This is a genomic window from Kribbella sp. VKM Ac-2566 (assembly GCF_004366005.1).
Classification (GTDB): Bacteria; Actinomycetota; Actinomycetes; order Propionibacteriales; family Kribbellaceae; genus Kribbella; species Kribbella pratensis.
This window is the reverse complement of record NZ_SODT01000009.1, coordinates 119,663-141,539: the sequence shown is the minus strand read 5'-3', so window position 1 is coordinate 141,539 and position 21,877 is coordinate 119,663. Positions and strand designations below refer to the sequence as shown.

Sequence of the window (21,877 nt, the reverse complement as noted above, 5' to 3'; positions counted from 1 at the left end):
CGGCGCGGGTGCCTGGGAGCCCTGCGCCGTAGCGAGCAGGTGCCCGGCGGAGTGCCTCGGCGTGCTGGAGGGAAGGCCTCGATGTGGTTTCATCGTGGCCTTTCCTCCAGTGCGGCGAGGTGCCCGCCGGGTGCCGCGCAGTAGGCGCGGGGCTCTCAGGCACCCGCTACGGTGACCGGGTGATCGAGTTGCCTGAGGAGTTTCTGCGGATGCCGCGGTGGTGGACCGAGGGCGCGGACTGGTTGCGGGATCTGCCGATGGCGGTCGAGCGGCAGTGCGGGCGGTGGGATCTGACGGTCGTGGGAGCGGTTGCACACGGGTCGAACGCGGTCGTCGTACCGGTCACGCGGGGCGGCGAGGAGTTCGTACTGCGGATGTCGCCACCCGGAGCGGAGGTAGCCGAGCAGACCTGGGCGCTCCGTTGGTGGGCAGGCCGGGGCATGGCCCAGCTGTACGACGCCGACGTCGAGTCCGGCGCGATGTTGCTGGAGCGGTTGTCCACACCGTTGACGACCCGGCCCGTCGACGAGGCGGTCGCCGTACTCGGGCAGCTGATGCGCAGACTCGCCGTACCCGCGCCGGACGACGCGCGATCGACCGCGGACATCGTCACGACGCGATCGGCGCAACTGGAGCCGGAATGGGAGCGACTCGGCCGGCCGTTCGACATCGCGATCCTGCGCGAGGCGCTCGACGTCGCGCCGTCCGAGACCACCTCGGCGCTCGCGGTCAACGGTGACTTCCACTCCGGTCAGGTGCTCGCCGGGCAACGGGAGGAGTGGCTGACCGTCGACCCGGTGCTGTTCCGCGGGGACATCGAGTACGACCTCGGCCGGGTGCTGTGGTGGGACCTCGACAAGATGGACGACATCGTCCGGTACTTCGACATCGCGGTCCGGGAAGCGGGTCTCGATCGGGACCGGGCGCGCGACTGGGTGATCTGGCGAACCGTCGACTACTGGCTCTGGGGACTCTCCGTCGGCCTCACCGAGGACCCGGTGCGGTGCGCGCGACTGGTCACTGAGCTTTCCAGATGAACCGGCTGCGCATCATCCGTGGAGTGTCGGCCGCGTTCGGCGCGATCGAGTGCAGGATCCACGGATGCGTCAGGTACACGTCACCGGCCTGACCGGTGAGCTCGACGACGCGAACCGGCAGTCCGTCGAGATCGGCAGGCTCCATCGGGTCCACCGTGCGCTGCTCCGACGTCAGGTTGCGGAACCACGGATCCGACCGCAGCACCTGATCGCGAACCGTCTTGAACTCGCGCTCGTCCGTCGTGGTCAAGAACCGCTCGATCACCTTGTGCGAGCCGGCGACCTGCGGAGTCCCGCCGCCCCCCGGCCCGACATCGCCGTACAACGCCCAGATCTTCACAGCGCCGGTCTCGCTCTCGAAACCGGCGTCCGTGTGCCACTGCCGATGCGGCACCGCCCACGGCACGCCCTCCGGCATCGTGACCAGCACCTGGCCCTGGTGCTTCGGCTCGACCCATTCGCCGAGCAGCCCGTCGAGCGCCGACCGCACCCGCGGACCGAGGATCGCGTGCGCGCGCCGATCGAACTTGGTGGTTTTCAGACCGGTCGGTCGCAACGGCGTCCAGGTCGAACGGTCGTCGCGATCCATGGCATGCCGCGCGGACAGCTCGTTCCACAGCACGTCCCGCATCCCCGCGGCCTCGTCGGAGGAGAACGCGGACGGGATCTTCACGATCCCGTCGCGCTCGAAAACGTCCAGCTCTTCGGTGGTGAGCATGTTCCATCCTGCGCACGTGCGGCGAGCACCCTCCACCGAATTAATGTGCCTCAGTGCTCCGGCGCGAAGTCGTGGAACCCGATGAGTTGCCGGATCTTCCCGTCGGCGTCGAGCACGACGATGTCGGTGCCGCCGGCGACTGCCTCCTGCCCTTCGGCCTTCAGGTGCCAGGTCCAGCGGAGGTAGTTGTGGTGCTCGTCGATGTCGCCGATGCGGACGAACGACAAGCCCGGGAACATCTGCTGCGCGGCGCCGACCAGCTTGTTCAGCTCGTCATGCCCGGCGGTCTCGAAGCTCGGGTCCTGGAAGGTTGCGTCGTCGGTCCAGGTCCCGGCGATGAGCTCGGCCCGGTGGTCGGCGTCGGCGGCGTTCCACATCGCGAAGTACTGGTCGGCGAGAGTCGTTGCGTTCATGGTGTTTGCTCCTCGATCGGTTGCGATGACCAGAACCTTGCCGCCAGGTCCGGCGTACCGTCGATGACGTCAGAGGTAATGGCGATGTCTATGTCAGGTCGAGGGCCACCCGCTACGGTCGGAGCATGGCAGCGACGATCGAGGAGACGTTCCAGCGCCCTGTCGGTGAGCTTCTGCGCGACTGGCGGGAGCGCCGGCGGCTCAGCCAGCTCGAGCTTGCGAACCGGGTCGAGGTGTCCACCCGGCACGTGAGTTTCGTGGAGACCGGGCGATCGAAACCGAGTCGCGAGATGGTGATGCGGCTGGCCGAGCATCTCGACGTACCGCTGCGGGACCGCAACCAGTTGCTGCTGGCGGGCGGGTTCGCGCCGGTCTACAGCGAGGCGTCACTGCACTCGCCGTCGATGCTCGCGATCCGTACGACGCTGCGTCGTCTGCTGAAGGCCCACGAGCCGTACCCGGCGCTGGTCGTCGACCGCTGGTGGAACATCGTCGAGGCGAACGCCGGGATCGCGATCTTCACCACGGACGTCGACGAGAAGTTGCTACAGGCACCGATCAACGCACTCCGTCTGACCCTGCACCCGGACGGCCTGGCCCGGCGGATCGCCAACATCGCCGAGGTCCGCGCCGCCGCGCTCGCGAGCCTGCAACGCCAGGTCGCCGGCACCGCGGACCCCGAACTCCAGGACCTGTACGACGAACTTCGCGGGTACGCCGTCGACGACAAACCGGCACCACCCGGGCCGGCCGAGGTCGTCGTACCGTTCAACCTCACCCACGACGGCCGCGAACTGTCGCTCCTGACCACCATCGCCACGTTCGGCACACCGCTCGACGTCACGGTGTCGGAGCTCATGATCGAGTCCTTCTACCCGGCCGACGGCGCAACCGCCGAGTATCTGCGGTCACTGTCATGAAGCCCCCGCGCGACCTCGCCGACACGATCGAACTGCATCTGCAGTACCTCGATCGCTACCGCGAAATCATCGAGACGAAGCTCGTCGGGCTCAGCGACGCCGAGCTGCGCAACAGTCGGCTGCCGTCGGGATGGGCGCCACTGGAGCTACTGAAGCACCTGGTCTTCATGGAGCGGCGCTGGCTGCGCTGGGGCTTCACCGGCGAGTCCGTCGATCACCCCTGGGGCGACTCCGCGGACGATCCGGACAACCCTTGGACACTCGAACCCGACGACACGTTGGAAAGCTTGCTGGCCCAGCTGCACGCGGGCGGCGAGTTCACCCGCAGCGTGGTCGCCGGCGAGGATCCGGCAACGGTCGCGGCGGCCGGCGGGCGCTTCGGGACCGACGACCGGCCGACCCTGAACTGGATCCTGTTCCACGTCTTACAGGAATACGCACGGCACGCGGGCCACCTGGACGTGGCCCGCGAGCTGGTGGATGGTGCCACCGGCGAGTAGGGCTGCGTGACCTACTCGCCGGTGGCGGGGTGCCCTACCGGCTTGAGGAGGGGTGGCCGGTGGGGAAGGTCGTCGGGAAGCTCGGCGTCGGGATGCTGGGCTTCTCGGACGGGGTCGGGAACGTCGGCTTGGTCGTCGGAATCGACGGCTTGCTCGGGAGCGTCGGCTCGGCGGTCTGCGACTTGCCCGGGTCGACGGTCACCTCCACGCCACCGGAGACCGTGACCGTCGGCAGGGACGGCGCAGTCGGCTTGGCGGTCGGCTTCCCCGGCACCGTCGGCAAGGTCGGCAGTGACGGCTTCGGCGCGGTCGGCTTCGCGGTCGGTACGCCGTCCACGCAGTCCGGCACCGTCGGCGTCGGGACCGGCTTGGCCGAGGGCAGGCTGGGCTTCGTCGTCGGGAGCGACGGCTTGGCGGTCGGCAGAGTGGGCTTCCCGGGCAGTGTCGGCTTCGTCGTCGGCAGGGTCGGCTTGGCGGTCGGCACGGTCGGCGTTCCCGGGAGCGACGGCTTGGCCGTCGGCAGCGTCGGCTTCCCGGTCGGCTTCGTGGTCGGCCAGCTCGGCTTGGTCGTCGGGAAGCTCGGCGTCGGCAGTGTCGGCTTGGTCGTCGGAACCTGCGGCTTACCCGGCAGCGACGGCGGAGTGGTCGGAAGACTCGGCTTGCCGGGCAGCGTCGGCTTGGCAGTCGGCAGACTGGGCTTGCCCGGGACCGTCGGCGTCGGCGGGTTGTTCGGGTCGATGGTCTTGTTCACCGAGACCGTCACCTTGGGCAGCTGCGGCTTCTCCGGCTTCTGCGGCAGGCACGTCGGGTCCACCGACGGCGCCGACGGCGTACCGGCCGGAATCACCGCCGGCACCGGAGGCTTTCCGCCACCGGCCAGCAGGTTCTTCACCGGCAGGGCCGGTCCGCCAACCGCGGCGGACACCGTCGCAACGGTTCCGGCCAGTGCGGTGACACCCGCCGCGGCCAGTCCCCGGCGCAGCCAGCTCAGCCGCTTGCCGCGCCGCATCAGGTCGCCGGCGTCCGGCTGCCACGGCTCCATCTCGTACGTGAGCGCGTCGTGTACCCGCTGCTCGTCACTCATCAGTTTCCTCCAACTCCGGTATCGATCAGGTCGGGTGCCAGACGCAACTTGGCCAGCGCCCGGGAGGCCGTGCTCTTCACGGTCCCGGCCGCCATGCCGAGCAGCTCGGCGGTCTCGGCCTCGGAGAGATCCTGCGAGTAGCGCAGCGCGACCACGGCTCTCTCCCGGACGGTCAGACCACTGAGAGCCGAGAGCACGGCCTCCCTGGTCTGGACCGCCCCGGCGAAGTCCGCCACCGCTCGCTGGTCCCAGTCGTTCTGCACCGGGTCGCTGGGTACTTCGTTGTTCCAGCGCCGGCGGGCCTGGGAGAGGAATCGGTTGACCAGCACCCGCCGGACGTACCGCAACGGGTCGCCCTCCAGCCGGTGCCACTTCGGGTAGGACCGCATCAACGCCTGCTGCACCAGGTCCTCGGCGGTGTGCCGATCGCCGCACAGCATCTCCGCGAAGCGGAGCAAGGGGGTCGACTGCGCCACGACGAATCGCTCGAAGTCGGCGTCCGCGGTCCGGGTCATCGATTCTCCTCAGCCTCTGTCACACCGGTCCAAACCCGCTGGGTGACCGATCGGGTTCTGCCTAGTCACGAGAAATTTATTCACGGGCTATGCAGAAGAGGTGTTTGTGAGTCACATTGGGTGCTCAAGCCTTCACCGCCCCGGAGGTTCCGCCCATGCGTATCACCCGTACAACCGCGCTCACGGCCTGTCTGGCGATGACCGCCGCGATCTTTACGGCAACCTTGCCCAGCGCCGCCGCCACCCCTGACCCCGTCTCGGTCGCGGCCCGACCCGTCGCGGGATCCAGCAACGTCAAGGTCGACGGCAGCCGCATCGTCCTCGGCGACGCGCCGGCCGCGATCGGATCCACCGAGATCAAGCAACGCTCCGGCCTGGCCGAACTCATACCGGTCCGGTTCGCGGATCCCACGTCGGCCGTGGTCGTCGGCTACGCCTCTGGTACGCCGGACGGTTCGTCGGCGGAGGTCGACGTACGGTCGTGGGTCAACAACAGGTGGTCGGAGTGGACGGCTGCCAAGGCCGGTACACCGACCGCGCTGCCCGGCGCGAGCGACCAGGTCCAGGTCCGCATCATCGTCAGCGCCCCGTCGACCGGCGCGAGCCCATGGGTCGGCGACGTTACGGTGCAGCCCGCTGACCAGGCCGCCGTACCGCGGATGACGATCCAAGCGGCACCGCTCAAGTCGCACGTCTTCGCCACGCGTGAAGGTCTGGTCGGCGGTACGACGGCCAACGGCCACGTGATCGTGAGCCGGGACCACTTCGTCGCCCTGCCGTCACGACGCGGCCTGTCCGGCGCCGGATCCGGAACGTACTCGGTGAAGGTCTGCACCGCTTCGCGCTGCGCGTTCGAGCCGGTGTGGGACGTCGGACCGTGGAACACCAAGGACGACTACTGGAACCCGAGCGCGACCCGCGAGATGTGGAAGGACCTGCCACAGGGCAAGCCAGAGGCGCAGGCGGCGTACCAGAGCGGGTACAACGGCGGGAAGGACCAGTTCGGCCGGACCGTCGCGAACCCGGCGGGGATCGACCTCGCGGATGGCGTGTTCTGGGACGCGCTCAAGCTGGCCGACAACTCGTGGGTCGACGTCACGTACCTGTGGACCGGCGACGGCGGGCGCGGGACGGTATCCATCTCGTCCGGGTATCTGAACGTGCGGAACGCGCCGAACTCGACCGGCGCGGTCGTTGGGATGGCCGGCAAGTCGGCTCAGGTCACCGTCGAGTGCCAGACCACTGGGGAGAGCGTCACCGGGTCGCAGGGCACGAGCAATGTGTGGCTGCGGGTCAACGCCGGCATGTACGTCGCGAAGGCGTGGGTTTCGGCGGGCAGCTTCGGCGCCTGCTGAACGTCAGCCACTCACCAACACCACGGCCGCACGCTCACCGACTGCTCGGTGGGCGTGCGGCTGTCGGCTTGGTGAGTGGCTGAGGTCCGCCCCTACTTACCGCGCGACGGCACCGTCGGCGGCTGCGTCGGAGTCGCCCGCGGCTCAGACCACCGGGTCGGCGCGACAGACGGGGTAGCCGGCACCGTCGGCGTCGGCCGCACCGCACGCGGAGACCGCGTCGGAGTCGCCCGCGGCGCAGGCGGCCGCGTCGGCGAGACCGTCGGCGTCGCGCAGGAAGAAGAATCCCTCGGCGAACGAGTCGGCGTAGGAACCGGCCGACGAGTCGGCGTCGTGGTCGGCGGGAGGCTCGGCGTCGCGGTCGGAGGGCGCGTTGGCGCTGCGGTTGGGCTGCACGTGGGAGACGGCGTTGACGGGAGGGTTGGCGGGAGGGTCGGGGGGACCGGCCGTGACGATGGTGAGCGGGTCGGGGTGGCGGCCTCGCTCGGGGTGGCTGCGGTTGGGGTTGCCTGCGACGGGGTTGCGGCGGTTGGTCCGCCTTGGACGGATGTGTCGGCAGTTGAGTTGCCGCTGCGCGCCATCGCCGTACCGGCGACTACGACGCCCACCACCGCCGCGGCCGCGAGCCCGCCCAGCAGGATCCGGGTCATCCGCCGCTTCCGGCCTACCTCGTTCATTGTTGCCCTCCGCACCTTTTTGATGTTCGGTCGGGCTGAAGGACGCAGCCGGGTCGCGAAAAGGTTCTGTTCAGCGGACAGAGCGCGTCGAGGTGGGCAAACCCGACGGAGTACTCGTAGGTCGCGCCGTGGGCGGCCCGGTCGGCCGCACGCCGGGCGGCATCGTCGGCGTCGGCTCAGGTGTGGTCGGGGTCGCGCGCGTCGGTGTCGGGGTCGGAGTCCGGACAGTCGGCGACGGACCAGGATTCGCCGGCTGCGGTACGTCGCCCCGCAGCTGACCACTGCCCGCGATTCCCGCGACCGCCACCACAGCGACGACCGCAACCGAAGCCCCGGCCGCAGCGACCCGCCCCCGGGTCCGCCGCCGACGGGCACCAGCAATCACCCGCGCCGGATCGAGAGGCGCGATGGAATCGTCCGGTGCCAGCACGACCCGAAGCCGCTCCTCGGCCGGCGTCCCGCGCTCGTCGTTCATGTTCGCTCCCCCACGCCGCTCAGCTCCGGCGCGGCCCGTAGCTTGTCCAGGGCTCGCGCATTCGCGCTCTTCACCGTCCCGATCGCCACTCCGAGAACCGCCGCGGTCTCGCGTTCGGTGAGGTCCTCGACGTACCGCAGTACGACGACTGCTCGCTCGCGCCGGCTCAGCGTGGCGAGCGCGGCCCCGACCGCCACTCGCCGATGGACCCCGCCACTCGGATCGACGGCCGCTTCGAGGAGCAGGTCGAGCTCCGCCGCGTCGCCACTGGGACGCTCACGCCACGGCCGGCGCCGTACCCAGGACAGGTGCTGGTTGACCACCGCCTGCCGGACGTATGCGAACGGGTCGGCCATCTCGATCCGGTCCCAGCGCAGGTACGCCTTCTCGAGCGCGGTCTGCACCAGATCCTCCGCGAGGCCGGCGTCACCACAGAGCACCCGCGCGAAGTGCACCAACCGCGCGGATCTGGCCAGCACGAACGCCGTGAAGTCGTCGTCACGACTCCCCGTTACCGCCATGTGCGCTCCGTCCTGCCGTCCTCACCTCACAGGACGCGGAGCGGGCGCCAAAGGTTCTGTCTGTTCCGAGAATTGCCTCGACGCGGTCAGCCGGGGCAGCGGGACGGTGTCGGCGGCCAGGCGGACCCGGTTCCGGCCGGCGGCCTTCGCGGCGTACATCGCGCGGTCGGCGCGGAGCAGCAGGTCGTCCACGGTCGCCCCGTCGGTCGGGTACACCGCGACCCCGATGCTGACGGTCAGGCGAAAGGTGTCCGGATCCAGGTCCGGGTCGTCGAGTACGCCGGCGCACATCGCGGCCAGCGGGCTGTTGGCGACCGCGTTGCGGAGCCGGTCGGCGGTCACCGTCGCCTCGTCGAGGCCGGTGTCCGGGAGCGCGATCACGAACTCCTCGCCGCCGAACCGGCCGATCACGTCCTTCGCCCGGATCGCGCTGCGCAGGATCGTCGCGACCGCGCGCAGCGCCTCGTCGCCGACCAGGTGCCCGTGCCGGTCGTTGACCTGCTTGAAGTGGTCGATGTCGATCAGCAGCACTGCCATCGACTCGTGCTGGTTCCGCGAGGTGCGCAGCATCTGCTCGGTCCGGCGGCGCCACCAGTCGACCCGGGTCAGGCTGGTCTTCGGGTCGGTCTGGGCCTCGGTCTCCAACTGGCCGAGGAGCAGCGCGCGCTGCGCGGTCAGCGTGATCGGGATCGCGACGAACGCGAACCACGGGCTGATCAGGCAGGCCGCCGCGAGCAGGCAGCCGAAGGTGGCGGCCGTCGCGTCGGTGCACAGATCGTCCAGCCCGCCGACTGTCTCGCGGCGGTTGCTGCCCGGAATGATCAGCGAGATCGCGAGTCCGCACAGCAGGGTGTCGGTCACGACGTACGCGATCGCGCCGCCGACCATCGAGACGACCAGGCCGAGGCCGCTGTCGGCGGTCAGGCCGCGCGCGGAGACGAAGACCGCGTGCGCGGCGCCGACCGCGAGGACGTGGACGGCGGTCGAGAAGGCCCAGCGGTACGGGATGCACTTGCCGGCCCGGATCCGCCACCAGATCCGTAGCAGCACCGCGACCAGGATCGCCAGCGCCGGATGCAGGATGAGCGCCGCGGCGATCATCCACGCCGGGGCGATGTCCTTGTGCAGTGCGCCGCCGCGCCGCCGCCGGCGCTCCACCCGGCGAGCGCCCTCGACGGAGATCAGCGCGGACACGGTCAGCGCGAACACGACGTCCAGCCCGTGCCAGGTCGGGCGGTCGGTGAACGCGTGCACGCCGTACCCGATCGCGGCCAGATCGACGAGCACGACAACGGCGAACGCCGGGACCGTCAGGGTCCAGAGCGCCCAGGAACGTATCGCTCGCCTACTCTGTGCAACCATCACCTCACACGGTACGACGTGCGGGCGTCAGGTCCCAATCGGTGTCGGCGCGGCTATGGATGACGACTTGAGAACGATCGCCGATGCTTTCAGCGCCGGCGGCGGGCTGCGCCGAACAGGCCGCGGACGATCTCCCGGCCGGCCGAACGGGCGAACTGCTTGAAGGCGGACGACCCGACGACCTGCTCGACCATCGACTTCTCCTGCTTCTGCGCCCGCGGCCGCGGCTCCTGCTGCTGCTTGGCCTGCTCCTGCTGCTGCTTCTCGGCCTCGGCCTGCGCGGCACCGGCCTGCACCTTCGCCGCGAGCACCTCGTACGCCGACTCGCGGTCGAGCGTCTGCGAGTACTTCGCGTTGTTCGCCGACGCCTGCACCGTCGCGGTCAGCTGCTCCGCGGACGCCGGCGCCATCAGCGACTGCGGCGCCCGCAGCCGGGTCCACGCGACCGGGGTCGGCGCGCCCTTCTCGTTCATCACGGTCACGATCGCCTCACCGATCCCGAGCTGGGTCAGCACCTCACCCAGGTCGTACGACGAGCTCGGGAACGTCGACACCGTCGCCTTCAGCGCCTTCGCGTCGTTCGGCGTGTGCGCCCGCAGCTGGTGCTGCACGCGCGAACCGAGCTGCGCCAGGACGTCGTCCGGAACGTCCTTCGGCGTCTGGGTCACGAAGAACACGCCGACGCCCTTCGACCGGATCAGCCGGACGGTCTGCGCGATCGAGTCCAGGAACGCCTTCGAGGCGTCGTTGAACAGCAGGTGCGCCTCGTCGAAGAAGAACACCAGCTTGGGCTTGTCGACGTCGCCGACCTCGGGCAGGTCGTGGAACAGGTCGGCGAGCAGCCACATCAGGAACGTCGAGAACAGCGCCGGCCGGTCCTGCAGGTTCGGCAGCTCGAGCAGCGAGATGACGCCCTTGCCGTCGCGCTGCTGCAGCAGGTCCGCGGTGTCGAACTCCGGCTCGCCGAAGAACGCCTCGGCGCCCTGGTCCGCGAACCCGATCAGCGACCGCAGGATCACGCCGGCCGTCGCCGCGGACAGCCCGCCCAGCTCCTTCAGGTCGTCCTTGCCCTCGTCGGACGTGAGGTGCGTGATGACGGCCCGCAGGTCCTTGAGGTCGAGCAGCGTCAGCCCGGCCTTGTCCGCGTAGTGGAAGATCAGCCCGAGCGACGACTCCTGGACGTCGTTGAGCCCCAGCACCTTGGACAGCAGCACCGGGCCGAACGACGTGATCGTCGCGCGGATCGGGATCCCCGCACCCTGCCCGCCGAGCGCGTAGAACTCGGTCGGGAAGCCGGTCGCGGTCCAGTCCTGGCCGATCGACTTGGTCCGGGCCAGCAGCTTGTCGTTGCCCTCACCCGGCTGCGAGACGCCGGACAGGTCGCCCTTGATATCGGCGGCGAACACCGCGACACCGGCCGCGGACAGCTGCTCGGCCATCAACTGCAGAGTCTTCGTCTTACCGGTACCGGTAGCACCCGCGACCAGGCCGTGCCGGTTCATCATTCCCAGCGGGATCCGGACCGCCGCCTCCGGTGCCGGCTCGTCGTCGACCAGCAGCGCACCCAGCTCGAGCGCCGCCCCCTCGAACGCGTACCCCTGCTTCACGGTCTCCACGACGTCGGCTTTCTCGGCCATCTGAGCGCGCCTTTCCCCGGTTGACGGAATTGCCCGCTCGAATGCTAGCCCTCCGCAGTCAGCGCATCACGACCACACGCGTCGCGCCCGCCGCGAAGGACCAGATGGCGACCGACATCGAGGCCGAGACCCGGATGCAGCCGTGGGAGGCCCGGTAGTTCGTCCCGAGCAGCCAGTCGGCGTGGATCTGCTGCCCGTTCGACTGGTACGTCGGAATCTGGTGGAACCCGACCCCGCACGGTGCGAACCGGACGAAATGGTTCAGGTAGAGCCGTCCGCCGTCGGTGTTCCGCAGTACCCGCGCCGCCCGCCCGCACTTCGAGCCGCTCGTGTACGTGCCGGCCTTCAGGTACGTCGGGTTGTCGATGATCCCGCCCTGCCGGACCACCTTGCCCCGGGCATCGATCAGCCACACCCAGTTCTGCGTCTGGCTGATCACGATCCGGCGCCCGGTCCCCGAGCGGCCGGGCACGGGGCGGACGTCGCAGCGCTTCGCGGTCGAGGCCATCAGCCGCGCGTACGTCGTACTGTTCAGCGAACCGGTCTGACTCAGGACGTTGGCTGACTGGAACCGGACGGTCGCCGCCTGGGTCATCGCACCGGCCTTGCCGTCGACCGGGCCCGAGGTGCAGCCGAGACCGTTCAGGCGGGTCTGGACCGCCTTCACCTGAGACACCGTGATCGCCTCGGCCGGCACCGTCGTACCGAGCCCGATCAACGTGATCGCCGCGGTCGCGAGGCCGAGTTCGGGAAGAATTCGCATACCGTTCACCCCCATGGTCGTGGGCGCGGAACCGCGCCCACTGTGCCCTGTTCCTGTGGGACGTCCAACGGCATCGAAAGGTTGAGTCGCTCAGCGGACTATTCCGGTGACATTCGTGACCTCCTCGCAGGACCTTTCACACCGCTAGACTTCGGTGGGTGATCTTCAAGCGTGTCGGGGACGACAAGCCGTACCCGGACCATGGGCTGCGGCCGAAGGACTGGTCTTCACTGCCGCCCAGGCAGGTGCGGCTGGACGAACTCGTCACGACGAAGGGCACTTTGGACCTGAACGCGCTGCTCGACGAGGACTCGACTTTCTACGGCGATCTGTTCGCGCACGTGGTGGAGTGGAAGGGCGATCTGTACCTCGAGGACGGCCTGCACCGAGCACTCCGTGCGGCGCTGCAGCAGCGTCAGGTCCTGCATGCACGGGTACTGGTAGTGGACTGACCAATGGCTGCCGCTCACGGGGGGAGGAGCAAATGACAGCGATCCATCCGCAACCGAGACCGCACTCGCGGATCCGGTGGCGTACGCCGATCACGATGGTGATCCTGCTGGGGATCCTCGTCGGTGGGGGCTGGTGGGGCTGGAACTCGCTCGTGAACAGTAGCGCCGAGCCGACCTGCACCGAGCAGAAACTGACCAACAACCGTCTGGTCCCGAAGCAGGTCGTGCTGAACGTCTACAACGGCGGGGCCCGCGCGGGATCGGCCGGCCGGGTGGCCGAGGCGCTCAAGCAGCGTGGGTTCAACATCGACAAGGTCGCGAACGAGCCCAAGGGGGACAAGGTCGACGTGGTGGCGCTGCGCGGTGCCGCCGCGGACGCGCCCGAGATGCTCCTGGTCGCGGGTCAGCTGAACCAGAAGGCGGTCATGGTCGCCGACGGTCGCACCGATCACACCGTCGACCTGGTCATCGGCGCCGGTTTCGGCTCCGTGAAGCTCAAGGGCATCCCGTCGGTCACCGTCGCCCCCGGCGCCACCGTCTGCCTCCCGGTCATCCACAGCCCGCAGCCGATCCCGTCGGGGCAGAACCCGAACTAACTGTTCTAGCTGTTCTAGCTGTTCTAGCTGTTCTCGCGGCCGCGTTCGCCGAACCAGCCGGCCAGGCGGCCGGCTCGGGAGACGGCGCGGAGGCGGCGAACGGTCTGTTCGCGGACCGGGCTGGGCGCGACCACGAGCAGGTTGTCGGCGGCCCGGAGCACGGTACGGCGGTCCGGGACAAAGGCGCGCTCGCCGCGGATCACCAGCGCGACCGAGACACCGGGTGGTAGCCGCAGCTCAGTGATCTCGACCCCCGCCAGCCGGGACTCGCTCGGGACGTACACCTGAAGCATGTCCGCGCCGAGCGACTCCAGCGGCGCCACGTCGATGTCCACCTCGTGCGCCGCATTCTCGTCGAGGACGCCCAGCCGCTTCGCCAGCCACGGCAGCGACGGCCCCTGCAGCAGCGTGAACAGCAGCACCAGCACGAACACCACGTCGAAGATCCGCTGCGCCTGCGGCACCTGCTCGGCGAGCGGGATAGTGGCGAGCACGATCGGCACCGCGCCCCGCAGGCCCGCCCACGAGATGAAGGTCCGCTCTCGCCACGGCAACCGGAACGGCGCCGCCGAGATCGCCACCGACGCGAACCGCCCGACGACCGTCACCGCGACGCCGATCACCAGGGCGACCAGTACGTCGTCCCACCGGAACCGCCCCGGCGACGCCAGCAGCCCGAGCATCACGAACAACCCGATCTGCGCGAGCCAGGCGATCCCGTCGACGAACGACCGGGTCGCCATCCGGTTCGGCAACTCCGCCCGTCCCAGCACCAGCGACGTCACGTAAACGGCCGCGAACCCCGACACGTGGAGCAGCACCGAGCCACCGGCGTACGAGATGAACGCCACCGAGAGCACCGCCAGCGGGTACAAACCGGCGGATCCGAGCGCCATGCGGCGGATCAGCCCTACGCTCACCCACCCGATCAGCAGTCCGAACAGCGCGCCGACGACCAGTTCGTAGACGACCAGGCCGCTGAACCACAGCAGGCCCTTCTCGCCGACCTCGCCGGTGCTGACGAGCGTGACCAGCAGGACCGTCGGGGCGTCGTTCAGACCGGACTCCGCCTCCAGCGCCCCACGCAGCCTCGGACGGATCGGCACCCGTCTGAGCACCGAGAACACGGCCGCCGCGTCCGTCGGCGACGTCACGGCCCCGAGCAGCACCGACAACTGCCAGTTCAGGCCCAGCACGAAATGCGCCACACAGGCGACGACACCGACGCTGACCGCGACCCCGACCGTCGCCAGCACGAGCCCGAGCGGCATGACCGGCCGTACTTCGTTCCACCTGGTGGTCAGACCGCCCTCGGTCAGGATCACCACCAGCGCCGCGAACCCGAGCGCATGCGCCAGCTGCGCGTCCTCGAAATGGATGTGCCCCGGACCCGACTCCCCCAGGAGCAGCCCCATCCCGAGGTAGATCAGCAGCGACGGGAGCCCGAGCCGCGCGGAGAACCGCACCGCGACCACGGCGACGAGCAGAATCGCCGCGCCCGCGAGCAGAATCCCGTCGAGCTCCGCAACATCCATAGGGGCCCTCTCGTCGAGCGTCCCGAGTCAGGTCCAGAGAGACGAAAACCCTGACGCATCACACAGCATCAGGGTCTCCGGCCTATCTGGCCGCCCCGGAGGGCGGTTGGCGGTGGCGGAGGGAACCGTCGCAGGCTCCTCCCAAATCCCACAGCACTTGATATTCGGTCAGATGGTCCCACACTTCGTGCGGAACCATCTGACCGAATGGCGGTGGCGGAGGGATTTGAACCCTCGGACGGGGGTTGCCCGTCACGCGCTTTCGAGGCGCGCTCCTTCGGCCGCTCGGACACGCCACCGCCGAGGACAATATCAAGGTCTGTGGCCGATGAAGAAATCGCGCAGCCGGGCACCGGCCTCGTCGGCCATCACGCCGCCGATCACCTCGGGCCGGTGGTTGAGCCGGCGGTCCCGTACGACGTCCCAGAGCGACCCCACCGCACCGGCTTTCTCGTCGTACGCCGCGAAGATCAGCCGATCCAGCCGGGACAGCACGATCGCCCCGGCGCACATCGTGCACGGCTCCAGGGTGACCACCAACGTGCAGCCGGTCAGCCGCCACTCGCCGACGTGGCGGGCCGCGTCGCGGATCGCGAGCACCTCGGCGTGCGCGGTCGGATCGCCGGTCGCCTCACGCTCGTTGTGGCCGCGCCCGATGATCTCCCCGCCCTCGTCCACCACGAGGGCCCCGATCGGTACGTCGGGCAACGCCCGCTCGGCCTCCTCGAGGGCCAGCGTCATCAACCGCGACCACGCCTGCCGCAGGATCGGGCTAGCCAACGGCTTCGATGGCGTCGTGGAACTGGTTGCCGAAGCCAAGGGTCTCGGCGATCTCCTCGAGCATCTCGTACGGATAGAGGTCGACGTCGTCGCACAGCGCGCCGAGGTCCATCGCGGTCATCCCGAGGTCGGCGACGATCGTCAGGTCGCCGGCCGGCACCTGCTCGTCGTCGTCATCGGCCAGCGGGATGTCGAGCTCGTCCACGACCTGCCGGGCCAGCGGCCACTCGGTCGCGGCGGTCACGTCGGAGATCAGCAGCCGGGCGCGGCCGCCGAGCACCCGGACCAGGACGAAGAAGTCCTCGTCGACCGACACCAGGCCGAGCACCCCGGCCTCACCGGGATACCGGCGGAGTGCTGACACCAGCGTGGACAGATCGGGCTCACCGCGCAGTACCAGCGGCGTGACGGTCCAGTTCCCGTCCTCGGTGTACGCAGCGACCGCGAAGTCCAGGTCGGTAACCGTGGCATCAGACACCGCATCATCGTCGCAGGTCTGCGGCGTCCCGGCGATCTCAAGCCGATATCGGATCCGCCAACACCGGCCTACGCCTCAGTGATGGTACGTCGCTCTGCGCATCGCCTCGCGCAACTGCCGGACGCGGGCCCGCCGGGGCGCGATCCGGTCGCGGAGGGCACGCATTTCGTCGAGCTCGCGCAGAAAGGCGGCGCGGCGGCGCAGCCGGTCGAGCTGCTCGGGCGTCTTCTCGGTCATCGAACTACTCCCTGGTGGGCGACAGGGCCAATCCAATGCACTTCCAGTCTGACAGCGGGCGCGCTTTCCCGCCGCGAATCGCCGACGGTACCGTTCGGCCTTATGCAGATCCTCGTCGTGGACCACCCGCTCGTCGCCCACAAGCTCACCGCGCTGCGCGACGAGCACACGGACTCACCCACGTTCCGGCGGCTGACCGAGGAGCTCGTCACGCTGCTCGCCTACGAGGCGACCCGGGACGTGCGGACCGGTCCGGTCACGGTGCAGACCCCGGTCGCGGAGGCGCAGGGCGTGAAGCTCGCCGCGCCGAAGCCGCTCGTCGTCCCGATCCTGCGCGCCGGTCTCGGCATGCTCGAGGGCATGACCCGGCTGCTCCCGACCGCGGAGGTCGGTTTTCTCGGCATGGTCCGGAACGAGGAGACCCTGACCGCGTCGACGTACGCCGAACGCCTTCCCGAGGACCTGTCCGGACGCCAGTGCTACGTCCTGGACCCGATGCTCGCCACCGGCGGCACGCTCGCGGCAGCGATCCAGTTCCTGGTGGACCGCGGCGCCGACCACATCACCGCCATCTGCCTGCTGGCCGCCCCGGAAGGCGTCAAGCGCGTGGAGAACGAACTGACCCACCTCGACGTACCGTGCAACCTCGTCATCGCCGGTATGGACTCCCACCTGAACGAAAAGGGCTACATCGTTCCGGGCCTCGGCGACGCCGGCGACCGTCTGTACGGCGTCGCCCAGTAGGTCACACGAGAGTGTCGCGGTAGAAGAGGTTGGCGCGGCGGTCGCCCGTGACGCCGGAGGCGAAGCCGAAGCAAAGGCGCGGGCAGCCGAGCGGGTCGACGTACACGCCCACGCCCTCGGCTTCGCGGTAGACCAGGTCGGCGCCGTCCAGGATCTTCACGGACTCGACGACCTCGCCCTTGTTGATGTCGTACGCCCAGAGCTTCGACGTCGCCAGGGCGGGATCGAAGGTACCGGCGTACGCCTCGCCCTCCCACAGGTAGACGTAGGAGCCGTACAGGGCCCAACCCTGGAAGTCGATGCCCGCCGTCATCGTGGGCTGTTTGAACGACGCGAGCACCCGTGAGAAGTCACCGGCGCGTGCCGCGGCCAGCGAGTACACGTTGATGTGGAACCCGTCCGCCAGCGTGTGCCGGATCCCGATCCGCCCGTGCTGCTGATCCACCGATGGCGTGAACACGGCACCGTCCGCGACCGGCTTCCAGCTGCGCAGCCCCGGCGAGTCCTTCGTCAGCGTCGCGCCGTCCTGCCAACGGAAACGGGCGATCTGCCGGCCACGCGCGTTCGCCGTGTCCACGTCGGTCTCGGTCCAGAGGTACGTCGTACGCCCGACGGTCTCCGCACCGATCGAGACCGCGTGGCCGAACCCGCTCAGGTACATGTGCCCGACGACGTCACCGGCGAGCGTGAGCTGCGTCAGCGTGAGATCACCACTGCTGGAAGGCGATCCGGCCCGCAACTGCCCGGTGAAGAGCCGCTGGTTCGCACTGTCGAAGGCGATCGACTGCATGACCGTCACGTCCGCCAACGGCTTGCTGCGGAACATCTCGCCACCTGGCCCGTCCAGCACGAAGCGGCGCGTCGGAGTCAGGGTGAACGGATTGGCGGAGGCGGGCGCACCTACGGCTCCGGCGACGACCACAGCACCGGCACCAGCGAGCAACCCACGGCGGGAGAGATTGTTCATAGCGCCCGACCGTAAGCCGTTTACCGCGAACTGTCATCAGTTCGCGCACATTTTTCTGCTAACTAACCACCAGATCGTGTTAGAAAGCGTAGGGGTACGGCGACCAGTCCGGCGATCGCTTCTCCAGGAACGCGTCGCGGCCCTCGGCGGCCTCGTCGGTGCCGTACGCGAGACGGGTCGCCTCACCGGCGAACAGCTGCTGCCCGACGAGCCCGTCGTCGATCAGGTTGAACGCGTACTTCAGCATCCGCTGGGCGGTCGGGGACTTCGCGCAGATCTTCTTGCCCCACTCCAGCGCCACCGCTTCGAGCTCGGCGTGTGGAACGACCCTGTTGACCATGCCCATTCGGTACGCGTCCTCGGCCGAGTACTCGTCGCCGAGGAAAAAGATCTCGCGGGCGAACTTCTGCCCGACCTGCCGCGCCAGGTACGCCGACCCGAACCCGCCGTCGAACGACGCCACGTCCGCATCCGTCTGCTTGAACCGCGCGTGCTCCGCGGACGCCAGCGTGAGGTCCGCGACCACGTGCAGACTGTGCCCGCCGCCCGCGGCCCAGCCGGGAACGACACAGATCACGACCTTCGACATGAAGCGGATCAACCGTTGTACCTCGAGGATGTGCAGCCGGCCCGCGCGCGCCGGGTCGATCGAGTCGGCCGTCGTACCCTCGGCGTACTTGTAACCGTCCTTGCCGCGGATCCGCTGGTCGCCGCCCGAGCAGAACGCCCAGCCGCCGTCCTTCGGTGACGGGCCGTTGCCGGTGAGCAGCACACAGCCGACGTCGGTGGACATCCGGGCGTGGTCCAGAACGCGGTACAGCTCGTCGACGGTCTGCGGCCGGAACGCGTTGCGCACCTCGGGCCGGTCGAAGGCGATCCGCACCACACCGGCGTCGACCGCGCGGTGGTACGTGATATCGGTCAGCTCGAAGCCGTCCACCTGCTTCCAGGCCGACGGGTCGAATATCTCGGAGACGGTCACCCGGCGAGCATATTTCAGCCGCGTGCGGTGCTCTCCCGCAGTACTACTTCCGCCTTGAACGTCTCGGTCGTCGCGTCGCCGCCCTCGATGGCGAGCTCCAGCGCGCGGCGGCCCATCTGCTCCAGTGGCAGCCGTACGGTCGTCAGACCCGGCCACACGTCGCGCAGCGTCGCGATGTCGTCGAACCCGGCCACACCGAGCCGGCCAGGTACGTCGACACCGCGCGCCCGCAACGCCGACATCGCACCGACCGCCATCACGTCGTTCACCGCGAATACGCAGTCCACATCGGCCTTGCGGTCGAGGAGCTGCTCCGCGGCGGCGTACCCACCGTCGCGAGTGAAGTCACCGGACTCGACCGCCACCGGCTCCAACCCCGCCTCGGCCAGCCCGGCGACGAAGCCGTCCCGCCGATCGCGTGCCGTCGCAAGGCTTTCCGGCCCTCCGAGTACGGCGAACTTCCGCCAGCCGAGCCCGACCAGCTCGCGCGCCAGATCCGCCGACCCGGAACGGTTGTCCGGTTCAACGGTGTGCGCCGGCATCCCGGACTGACTGACCAGGGCAAGACCCGCGCCGGAGTTGAGGAAGGTCTCCACCTCGGTCGCCGTCCGCGCCAGGCTCTCGCTGTCGGTCCGCCGGCTGCCGATCATCACCGCGGCCCGGGCTCGTTGCGCGCGCAACGACGACAGGTAGGCGATCTCGCGGTCCGAGTCACGGAACGTGCTGGCCATCATCACCAGCAGATTGCGCTCGTCCGCGGCCCGCATCACGCCGTTCGCGATCGCGGCGAAGTACGGGTCCTCGATGTCGTGGACCAGGATGCCGACCACGTTCGTCGACGACTTGGCCAACGCCTGCGCCTGCGCGTTCGGCGTGTAGCCGAGCTCGTCGGCGGCGGCCTTGACCCGCTCCTGCAGCTCTGGACGGGGAATCCGGTCCCCGCCGTTCAGCACGCGGGAGGCGGTCGCGACCGACACACCCGCACGCTGCGCCACGTCCAGCAATGTCACCGGTGCTCGCAGATTCACTGGCCTACCCTTTCGTGCGTCCCCCCGGGGGCGGTGGCGGTCACCCTACCGAACTCACCCGTTCTCACGCTGAGTATCGGGCAGGTCGCTACCAATCCGGTCAGAACCTGGCGTTGCGGCGCGCGAGTGACTAGCCTTCCCAGCCATGAGGACCGTCCATGCCCGGGTGACGATCCTGGTCGCGTCCGCTGTGCTCAGCCTGACGACCCTTGCCGGTCCGGCCATGGCTGCTCCGCTCCCGGACGGACCCGGTACGCCGGCCCCGGCTGCTCCCAGTGTGCCGCAGCACGTCGACGCGCGCACCAAGAGCACCCAGCCGGTCTACGACTACGCGAACGCGATCCGCGAGTCGGTCTACGTCGACACCACGATGGACACCGACAGCGACGGCAAGGACGACGTGATCGCGGTCGACATCGTCCGGCCGAGCGAGCCCGTCCTCAACGGCACGAAGATCCCGGTCATCATGGACGCCTCGCCGTACTACTCCTGCTGCGGACGCGGCAACGAGAGCGAGAAGAAGACGTACGACGGCGACGGCGTGATCCGGAAGATGCCGTTGTTCTACGACAACTACTTCGTCCCGCGCGGCTACGCGATGGTCGGCGTGGACGTCGTCGGCACCGGCCGCTCCACGGGCTGCGGCGACGTCGGCGGCAGGGACGAGATCCAGTCGGTCGTCGACGTGATCGACTGGCTGAACGGCCGCAATACAGCGCACACCGCCAACGGCCAACCGGTGAAGGCGTCCTGGACGACCGGCGCGGTCGGGATGATCGGCAAGTCGTACGACGGGACACTCGCGAACGGTGTCGCGGCGACCGGGGTGAGGGGCCTGAAGACGATCGTGCCGATCTCGGCGATCTCCTCGTGGTACGACTACACCCGGTCCGGCGGCGTACCGTACTCGGACGATTACATGCCCTGGCTGGGCGGGTACGTCGGTCACGACAGCGCAGCCTGCGACGAGGTCCGCGGCAAGCTCGGCGACAACGACGATGACGACACCGGCAACTACACGTCGTTCTGGGCCGAGCGCGACTACACGAAGAACGTGTCGAAGGTGAAGGCGTCGGTCTTCATGACGCACGGGCTCAGCGACTACAACGTGCAGACCAACCACTTCTCACAGTGGTGGTCGGCGCTCTCGCGGAACGACGTACCGCGGAAGCTGTGGCTGGGTCTCGAGGACCACGTGGATCCGTTCGAGTTCCGGCGCGACGAGTGGGTGGACGAACTGCACAAGTGGTTCGACTACTGGCTGCAGGGCCTGCAGAACGGCGTCATGAACGAGCCGATGGTCTCGGTCGAGACGGCTCCCGACGTGTGGCGCAACTACAAGACCTGGCCGGCCGTGAACCGCCCGGTGTCGGTGCCGCTCGCGGCCGGCAAACTAGGTGCTGCGGGCAAGGGTTCGGTGATGGTCACGGACGATCCCGAGCTGACCGAGGACGACATCGTCGCGGACCCGTCGGAGGTGATCGCGGGACGGCAGATGTTCCTGTCCGCGCCGCTCACCGCACCGCTGCGGATCAGCGGCACGCCGTCGGTCACGCTACGGCTGAAGTCCGACTCGTCGACGACACCGGTGACCGCGCGACTCGTCGAGTACGGCGAAGCCGCGCGGTACGCCGGCATCCGCCGTACCGACGAAAGCACCTGTGAGGGCTCGAGCACCGACTACGACGACAGCTGCTACTTCACTGTCGACAAGGTCAGCACCCAGAGCGATCACGGCATCGTCAGCCGCGGCTGGATCGACGCCGCCCACAGCAAGTCGCTCTCGCAGCCGACCCCGCTGAAGCCCGGCCAGTGGACCACCGTCACCGTCCCCCTCCGCGCCCAGGACCAGATCATCCCCAAGGGCCGCATCGTCGGACTCGCCATCACCCTGTCCGACACCGAGTGGACGACCCCCAACACCACCGGCGCCACCATCGACATCGACCTGGCCGCCAGCAAACTCAACGTCCCCGTAGCCTCCGGCCACCTAACGGCACCCACCCAGATCCCCACCATCAACGTCCAAATCAAAACCCCCACCCAACGCCCCAACCTCCACGACCCCAAGAACTAGAACTCCCCCACCCGCCGAGTCGTG

Annotated in this window: 25 protein-coding genes and 1 tRNA gene; 8 read left to right on the top strand and 18 right to left on the bottom strand. The window is 69.1% G+C overall.

Annotated elements, in window-relative coordinates; genetic code table 11:
• The first annotated feature begins 179 nt into the window (after nucleotides 1-179).
• Complete coding sequence (locus EV647_RS12225) at nucleotides 180-1,037, top strand: aminoglycoside phosphotransferase family protein (protein ID WP_134002236.1); 858 nt, start codon at nucleotides 180-182, stop codon at nucleotides 1,035-1,037.
• Here EV647_RS12225 and EV647_RS12220 read toward each other — a convergent pair.
• Both EV647_RS12220 and EV647_RS12215 read right to left on the bottom strand, forming a co-directional pair.
• On the bottom strand, nucleotides 1,018-1,755 hold the full coding sequence (locus tag EV647_RS12220; protein ID WP_134002234.1) for a phytanoyl-CoA dioxygenase family protein: 738 nt from the start codon (nucleotides 1,753-1,755) through the stop codon (nucleotides 1,018-1,020). The genes EV647_RS12225 and EV647_RS12220 overlap by 20 nt on opposite strands.
• 50 nt (nucleotides 1,756-1,805) lie before the next feature.
• On the bottom strand, nucleotides 1,806-2,168 hold the full coding sequence (locus EV647_RS12215; RefSeq protein ID WP_134002232.1) for a nuclear transport factor 2 family protein: 363 nt from the start codon (nucleotides 2,166-2,168) through the stop codon (nucleotides 1,806-1,808).
• Between the two features lie 125 nt (nucleotides 2,169-2,293).
• Between EV647_RS12215 and EV647_RS12210 the strand changes: the two genes are divergently transcribed.
• The gene (locus tag EV647_RS12210) at nucleotides 2,294-3,088 is read left to right on the top strand and encodes a helix-turn-helix domain-containing protein (RefSeq protein WP_134002230.1); all 795 of its coding nucleotides are present in this window, start codon (nucleotides 2,294-2,296) and stop codon (nucleotides 3,086-3,088) included.
• Nucleotides 3,085-3,588 carry a DinB family protein gene (locus tag EV647_RS12205; protein ID WP_134002229.1) on the top strand — a complete coding sequence of 168 codons (504 nt, stop codon included), beginning with the start codon at nucleotides 3,085-3,087 and terminating at the stop codon, nucleotides 3,586-3,588. Before EV647_RS12210 ends, EV647_RS12205 begins: the two co-directional genes overlap by 4 nt.
• 34 nt (nucleotides 3,589-3,622) lie before the next feature.
• Here the strand turns inward: EV647_RS12205 and EV647_RS12200 are convergent, their stop codons facing one another.
• Nucleotides 3,623-4,672 (bottom strand): hypothetical protein, encoded by a 1,050-nt coding sequence (locus EV647_RS12200; RefSeq protein ID WP_134002227.1) that lies wholly within the window; start codon nucleotides 4,670-4,672, stop codon nucleotides 3,623-3,625.
• Nucleotides 4,672-5,187, bottom strand: a complete 516-nt coding sequence (locus EV647_RS12195) for a SigE family RNA polymerase sigma factor (RefSeq protein WP_130386848.1) — start codon at nucleotides 5,185-5,187, stop codon at nucleotides 4,672-4,674. The genes EV647_RS12200 and EV647_RS12195 overlap by 1 nt, the downstream gene beginning before the upstream one ends.
• 155 nt (nucleotides 5,188-5,342) lie before the next feature.
• Here EV647_RS12195 and EV647_RS12190 point away from each other — a divergent pair, with 155 nt between their 5' ends.
• Nucleotides 5,343-6,542, top strand: a complete 1,200-nt coding sequence (locus EV647_RS12190; protein ID WP_134002225.1) for a hypothetical protein — start codon at nucleotides 5,343-5,345, stop codon at nucleotides 6,540-6,542.
• A 144-nt stretch (nucleotides 6,543-6,686) separates the two neighbouring features.
• Here the strand turns inward: EV647_RS12190 and EV647_RS12185 are convergent, their stop codons facing one another.
• The 6 genes from EV647_RS12185 to EV647_RS12160 form a co-directional block, all read right to left on the bottom strand.
• On the bottom strand, nucleotides 6,687-6,938 hold the full coding sequence (locus EV647_RS12185; RefSeq protein ID WP_134002223.1) for a hypothetical protein: 252 nt from the start codon (nucleotides 6,936-6,938) through the stop codon (nucleotides 6,687-6,689).
• A 351-nt stretch (nucleotides 6,939-7,289) separates the two neighbouring features.
• Entirely contained in the window at nucleotides 7,290-7,694 is a 405-nt protein-coding gene (locus tag EV647_RS12180; protein WP_134002221.1) for a hypothetical protein, read from the bottom strand.
• Nucleotides 7,691-8,215: a SigE family RNA polymerase sigma factor gene (locus EV647_RS12175; RefSeq protein ID WP_134002219.1), complete on the bottom strand. Its 525-nt coding sequence runs from the start codon at nucleotides 8,213-8,215 to the stop codon at nucleotides 7,691-7,693. Before EV647_RS12175 ends, EV647_RS12180 begins: the two co-directional genes overlap by 4 nt.
• 21 nt (nucleotides 8,216-8,236) lie before the next feature.
• Nucleotides 8,237-9,577, bottom strand: coding sequence for a diguanylate cyclase (locus tag EV647_RS12170; protein ID WP_134002217.1), 1,341 nt, complete (start codon nucleotides 9,575-9,577; stop codon nucleotides 8,237-8,239).
• Nucleotides 9,578-9,666: 89 nt separating this feature from the next.
• Nucleotides 9,667-11,214, bottom strand: a complete 1,548-nt coding sequence (locus tag EV647_RS12165; protein ID WP_134002215.1) for a helicase HerA-like domain-containing protein — start codon at nucleotides 11,212-11,214, stop codon at nucleotides 9,667-9,669.
• A 58-nt stretch (nucleotides 11,215-11,272) separates the two neighbouring features.
• A complete protein-coding gene (locus tag EV647_RS12160) occupies nucleotides 11,273-11,977 on the bottom strand; it encodes a L,D-transpeptidase family protein (protein WP_134002213.1) in 705 nt (234 codons plus the stop codon).
• A 158-nt stretch (nucleotides 11,978-12,135) separates the two neighbouring features.
• Between EV647_RS12160 and EV647_RS12155 the strand changes: the two genes are divergently transcribed.
• Together EV647_RS12155 and EV647_RS12150 are read left to right on the top strand one after the other, a co-directional pair.
• Nucleotides 12,136-12,429, top strand: coding sequence for a type II toxin-antitoxin system VapB family antitoxin (locus EV647_RS12155; protein ID WP_133786633.1), 294 nt, complete (start codon nucleotides 12,136-12,138; stop codon nucleotides 12,427-12,429).
• Nucleotides 12,430-12,461: 32 nt separating this feature from the next.
• The gene (locus tag EV647_RS12150) at nucleotides 12,462-13,025 is read left to right on the top strand and encodes a LytR C-terminal domain-containing protein (RefSeq protein WP_134002211.1); all 564 of its coding nucleotides are present in this window, start codon (nucleotides 12,462-12,464) and stop codon (nucleotides 13,023-13,025) included.
• A 23-nt stretch (nucleotides 13,026-13,048) separates the two neighbouring features.
• Here the strand turns inward: EV647_RS12150 and EV647_RS12145 are convergent, their stop codons facing one another.
• From EV647_RS12145 to EV647_RS41960, 5 genes are all read right to left on the bottom strand, one after another.
• Nucleotides 13,049-14,560, bottom strand: coding sequence for a potassium/proton antiporter (locus EV647_RS12145; RefSeq protein WP_134002209.1), 1,512 nt, complete (start codon nucleotides 14,558-14,560; stop codon nucleotides 13,049-13,051).
• 208 nt (nucleotides 14,561-14,768) lie between these two features.
• Nucleotides 14,769-14,859: transfer RNA gene (locus EV647_RS12140), tRNA-Ser, on the bottom strand.
• Between the two features lie 13 nt (nucleotides 14,860-14,872).
• Entirely contained in the window at nucleotides 14,873-15,301 is a 429-nt protein-coding gene (locus EV647_RS12135; protein WP_134004253.1) for a nucleoside deaminase, read from the bottom strand.
• A gap of 31 nt (nucleotides 15,302-15,332) precedes the next feature.
• A complete protein-coding gene (locus EV647_RS12130) occupies nucleotides 15,333-15,818 on the bottom strand; it encodes a tRNA adenosine deaminase-associated protein (RefSeq protein ID WP_133786636.1) in 486 nt (161 codons plus the stop codon).
• A gap of 75 nt (nucleotides 15,819-15,893) precedes the next feature.
• Nucleotides 15,894-16,055: a hypothetical protein gene (locus tag EV647_RS41960; RefSeq protein WP_166679932.1), complete on the bottom strand. Its 162-nt coding sequence runs from the start codon at nucleotides 16,053-16,055 to the stop codon at nucleotides 15,894-15,896.
• A gap of 102 nt (nucleotides 16,056-16,157) precedes the next feature.
• Here EV647_RS41960 and upp point away from each other — a divergent pair, with 102 nt between their 5' ends.
• The gene (upp, locus tag EV647_RS12125) at nucleotides 16,158-16,799 is read left to right on the top strand and encodes a uracil phosphoribosyltransferase (RefSeq protein WP_134002207.1); all 642 of its coding nucleotides are present in this window, start codon (nucleotides 16,158-16,160) and stop codon (nucleotides 16,797-16,799) included.
• 1 nt (nucleotide 16,800) lies between these two features.
• Here the strand turns inward: upp and EV647_RS12120 are convergent, their stop codons facing one another.
• The 3 genes from EV647_RS12120 to EV647_RS12110 all read right to left on the bottom strand — a co-directional run bounded on the left by EV647_RS12120 (nucleotide 16,801) and on the right by EV647_RS12110 (nucleotide 19,776).
• Complete coding sequence (locus EV647_RS12120) at nucleotides 16,801-17,766, bottom strand: teichoic acid biosynthesis protein C (protein ID WP_134002206.1); 966 nt, start codon at nucleotides 17,764-17,766, stop codon at nucleotides 16,801-16,803.
• A 79-nt stretch (nucleotides 17,767-17,845) separates the two neighbouring features.
• The gene (locus tag EV647_RS12115; protein WP_134002204.1) at nucleotides 17,846-18,748 is read right to left on the bottom strand and encodes a 1,4-dihydroxy-2-naphthoyl-CoA synthase; all 903 of its coding nucleotides are present in this window, start codon (nucleotides 18,746-18,748) and stop codon (nucleotides 17,846-17,848) included.
• Nucleotides 18,749-18,762: 14 nt separating this feature from the next.
• Nucleotides 18,763-19,776, bottom strand: a complete 1,014-nt coding sequence (locus EV647_RS12110) for a LacI family DNA-binding transcriptional regulator (RefSeq protein ID WP_134002202.1) — start codon at nucleotides 19,774-19,776, stop codon at nucleotides 18,763-18,765.
• A gap of 145 nt (nucleotides 19,777-19,921) precedes the next feature.
• On the opposite strand from EV647_RS12110, the gene EV647_RS12105 reads away from it, so the two are divergent.
• Nucleotides 19,922-21,853 (top strand): Xaa-Pro dipeptidyl-peptidase, encoded by a 1,932-nt coding sequence (locus tag EV647_RS12105; RefSeq protein WP_134002200.1) that lies wholly within the window; start codon nucleotides 19,922-19,924, stop codon nucleotides 21,851-21,853.
• Nucleotides 21,854-21,877: the final 24 nt, after the last annotated feature.

Excerpts from the sequence above, each read along its gene's own strand:
- EV647_RS12105 (WP_134002200.1), top strand. The coding sequence starts at position 19,922 with ATGAGGACCGTCCATGCCCGGGTGACGATCCTGGTCGCGTCCGCTGTG.
- EV647_RS12170 (WP_134002217.1), bottom strand. The coding sequence starts at position 9,577 with ATGGTTGCACAGAGTAGGCGAGCGATACGTTCCTGGGCGCTCTGGACC.
- EV647_RS12210 (WP_134002230.1), top strand. The coding sequence starts at position 2,294 with ATGGCAGCGACGATCGAGGAGACGTTCCAGCGCCCTGTCGGTGAGCTT.
- EV647_RS12160 (WP_134002213.1), bottom strand. The coding sequence starts at position 11,977 with ATGCGAATTCTTCCCGAACTCGGCCTCGCGACCGCGGCGATCACGTTG.
- EV647_RS12120 (WP_134002206.1), bottom strand. The coding sequence starts at position 17,766 with ATGAACAATCTCTCCCGCCGTGGGTTGCTCGCTGGTGCCGGTGCTGTG.
- EV647_RS12180 (WP_134002221.1), bottom strand. The coding sequence starts at position 7,694 with ATGAACGACGAGCGCGGGACGCCGGCCGAGGAGCGGCTTCGGGTCGTG.
- EV647_RS12165 (WP_134002215.1), bottom strand. The coding sequence starts at position 11,214 with ATGGCCGAGAAAGCCGACGTCGTGGAGACCGTGAAGCAGGGGTACGCG.
- EV647_RS12190 (WP_134002225.1), top strand. The coding sequence starts at position 5,343 with ATGCGTATCACCCGTACAACCGCGCTCACGGCCTGTCTGGCGATGACC.
- EV647_RS12145 (WP_134002209.1), bottom strand. The coding sequence starts at position 14,560 with ATGGATGTTGCGGAGCTCGACGGGATTCTGCTCGCGGGCGCGGCGATT.
- EV647_RS12220 (WP_134002234.1), bottom strand. The coding sequence starts at position 1,755 with ATGCTCACCACCGAAGAGCTGGACGTTTTCGAGCGCGACGGGATCGTG.
- EV647_RS12195 (WP_130386848.1), bottom strand. The coding sequence starts at position 5,187 with ATGACCCGGACCGCGGACGCCGACTTCGAGCGATTCGTCGTGGCGCAG.
- EV647_RS12150 (WP_134002211.1), top strand. The coding sequence starts at position 12,462 with ATGACAGCGATCCATCCGCAACCGAGACCGCACTCGCGGATCCGGTGG.
- EV647_RS12215 (WP_134002232.1), bottom strand. The coding sequence starts at position 2,168 with ATGAACGCAACGACTCTCGCCGACCAGTACTTCGCGATGTGGAACGCC.
- EV647_RS12205 (WP_134002229.1), top strand. The coding sequence starts at position 3,085 with ATGAAGCCCCCGCGCGACCTCGCCGACACGATCGAACTGCATCTGCAG.
- EV647_RS12200 (WP_134002227.1), bottom strand. The coding sequence starts at position 4,672 with ATGAGTGACGAGCAGCGGGTACACGACGCGCTCACGTACGAGATGGAG.
- EV647_RS12175 (WP_134002219.1), bottom strand. The coding sequence starts at position 8,215 with ATGGCGGTAACGGGGAGTCGTGACGACGACTTCACGGCGTTCGTGCTG.
- EV647_RS12135 (WP_134004253.1), bottom strand. The coding sequence starts at position 15,301 with ATGACGCTGGCCCTCGAGGAGGCCGAGCGGGCGTTGCCCGACGTACCG.
- upp (WP_134002207.1), top strand. The coding sequence starts at position 16,158 with ATGCAGATCCTCGTCGTGGACCACCCGCTCGTCGCCCACAAGCTCACC.
- EV647_RS41960 (WP_166679932.1), bottom strand. The coding sequence starts at position 16,055 with ATGACCGAGAAGACGCCCGAGCAGCTCGACCGGCTGCGCCGCCGCGCC.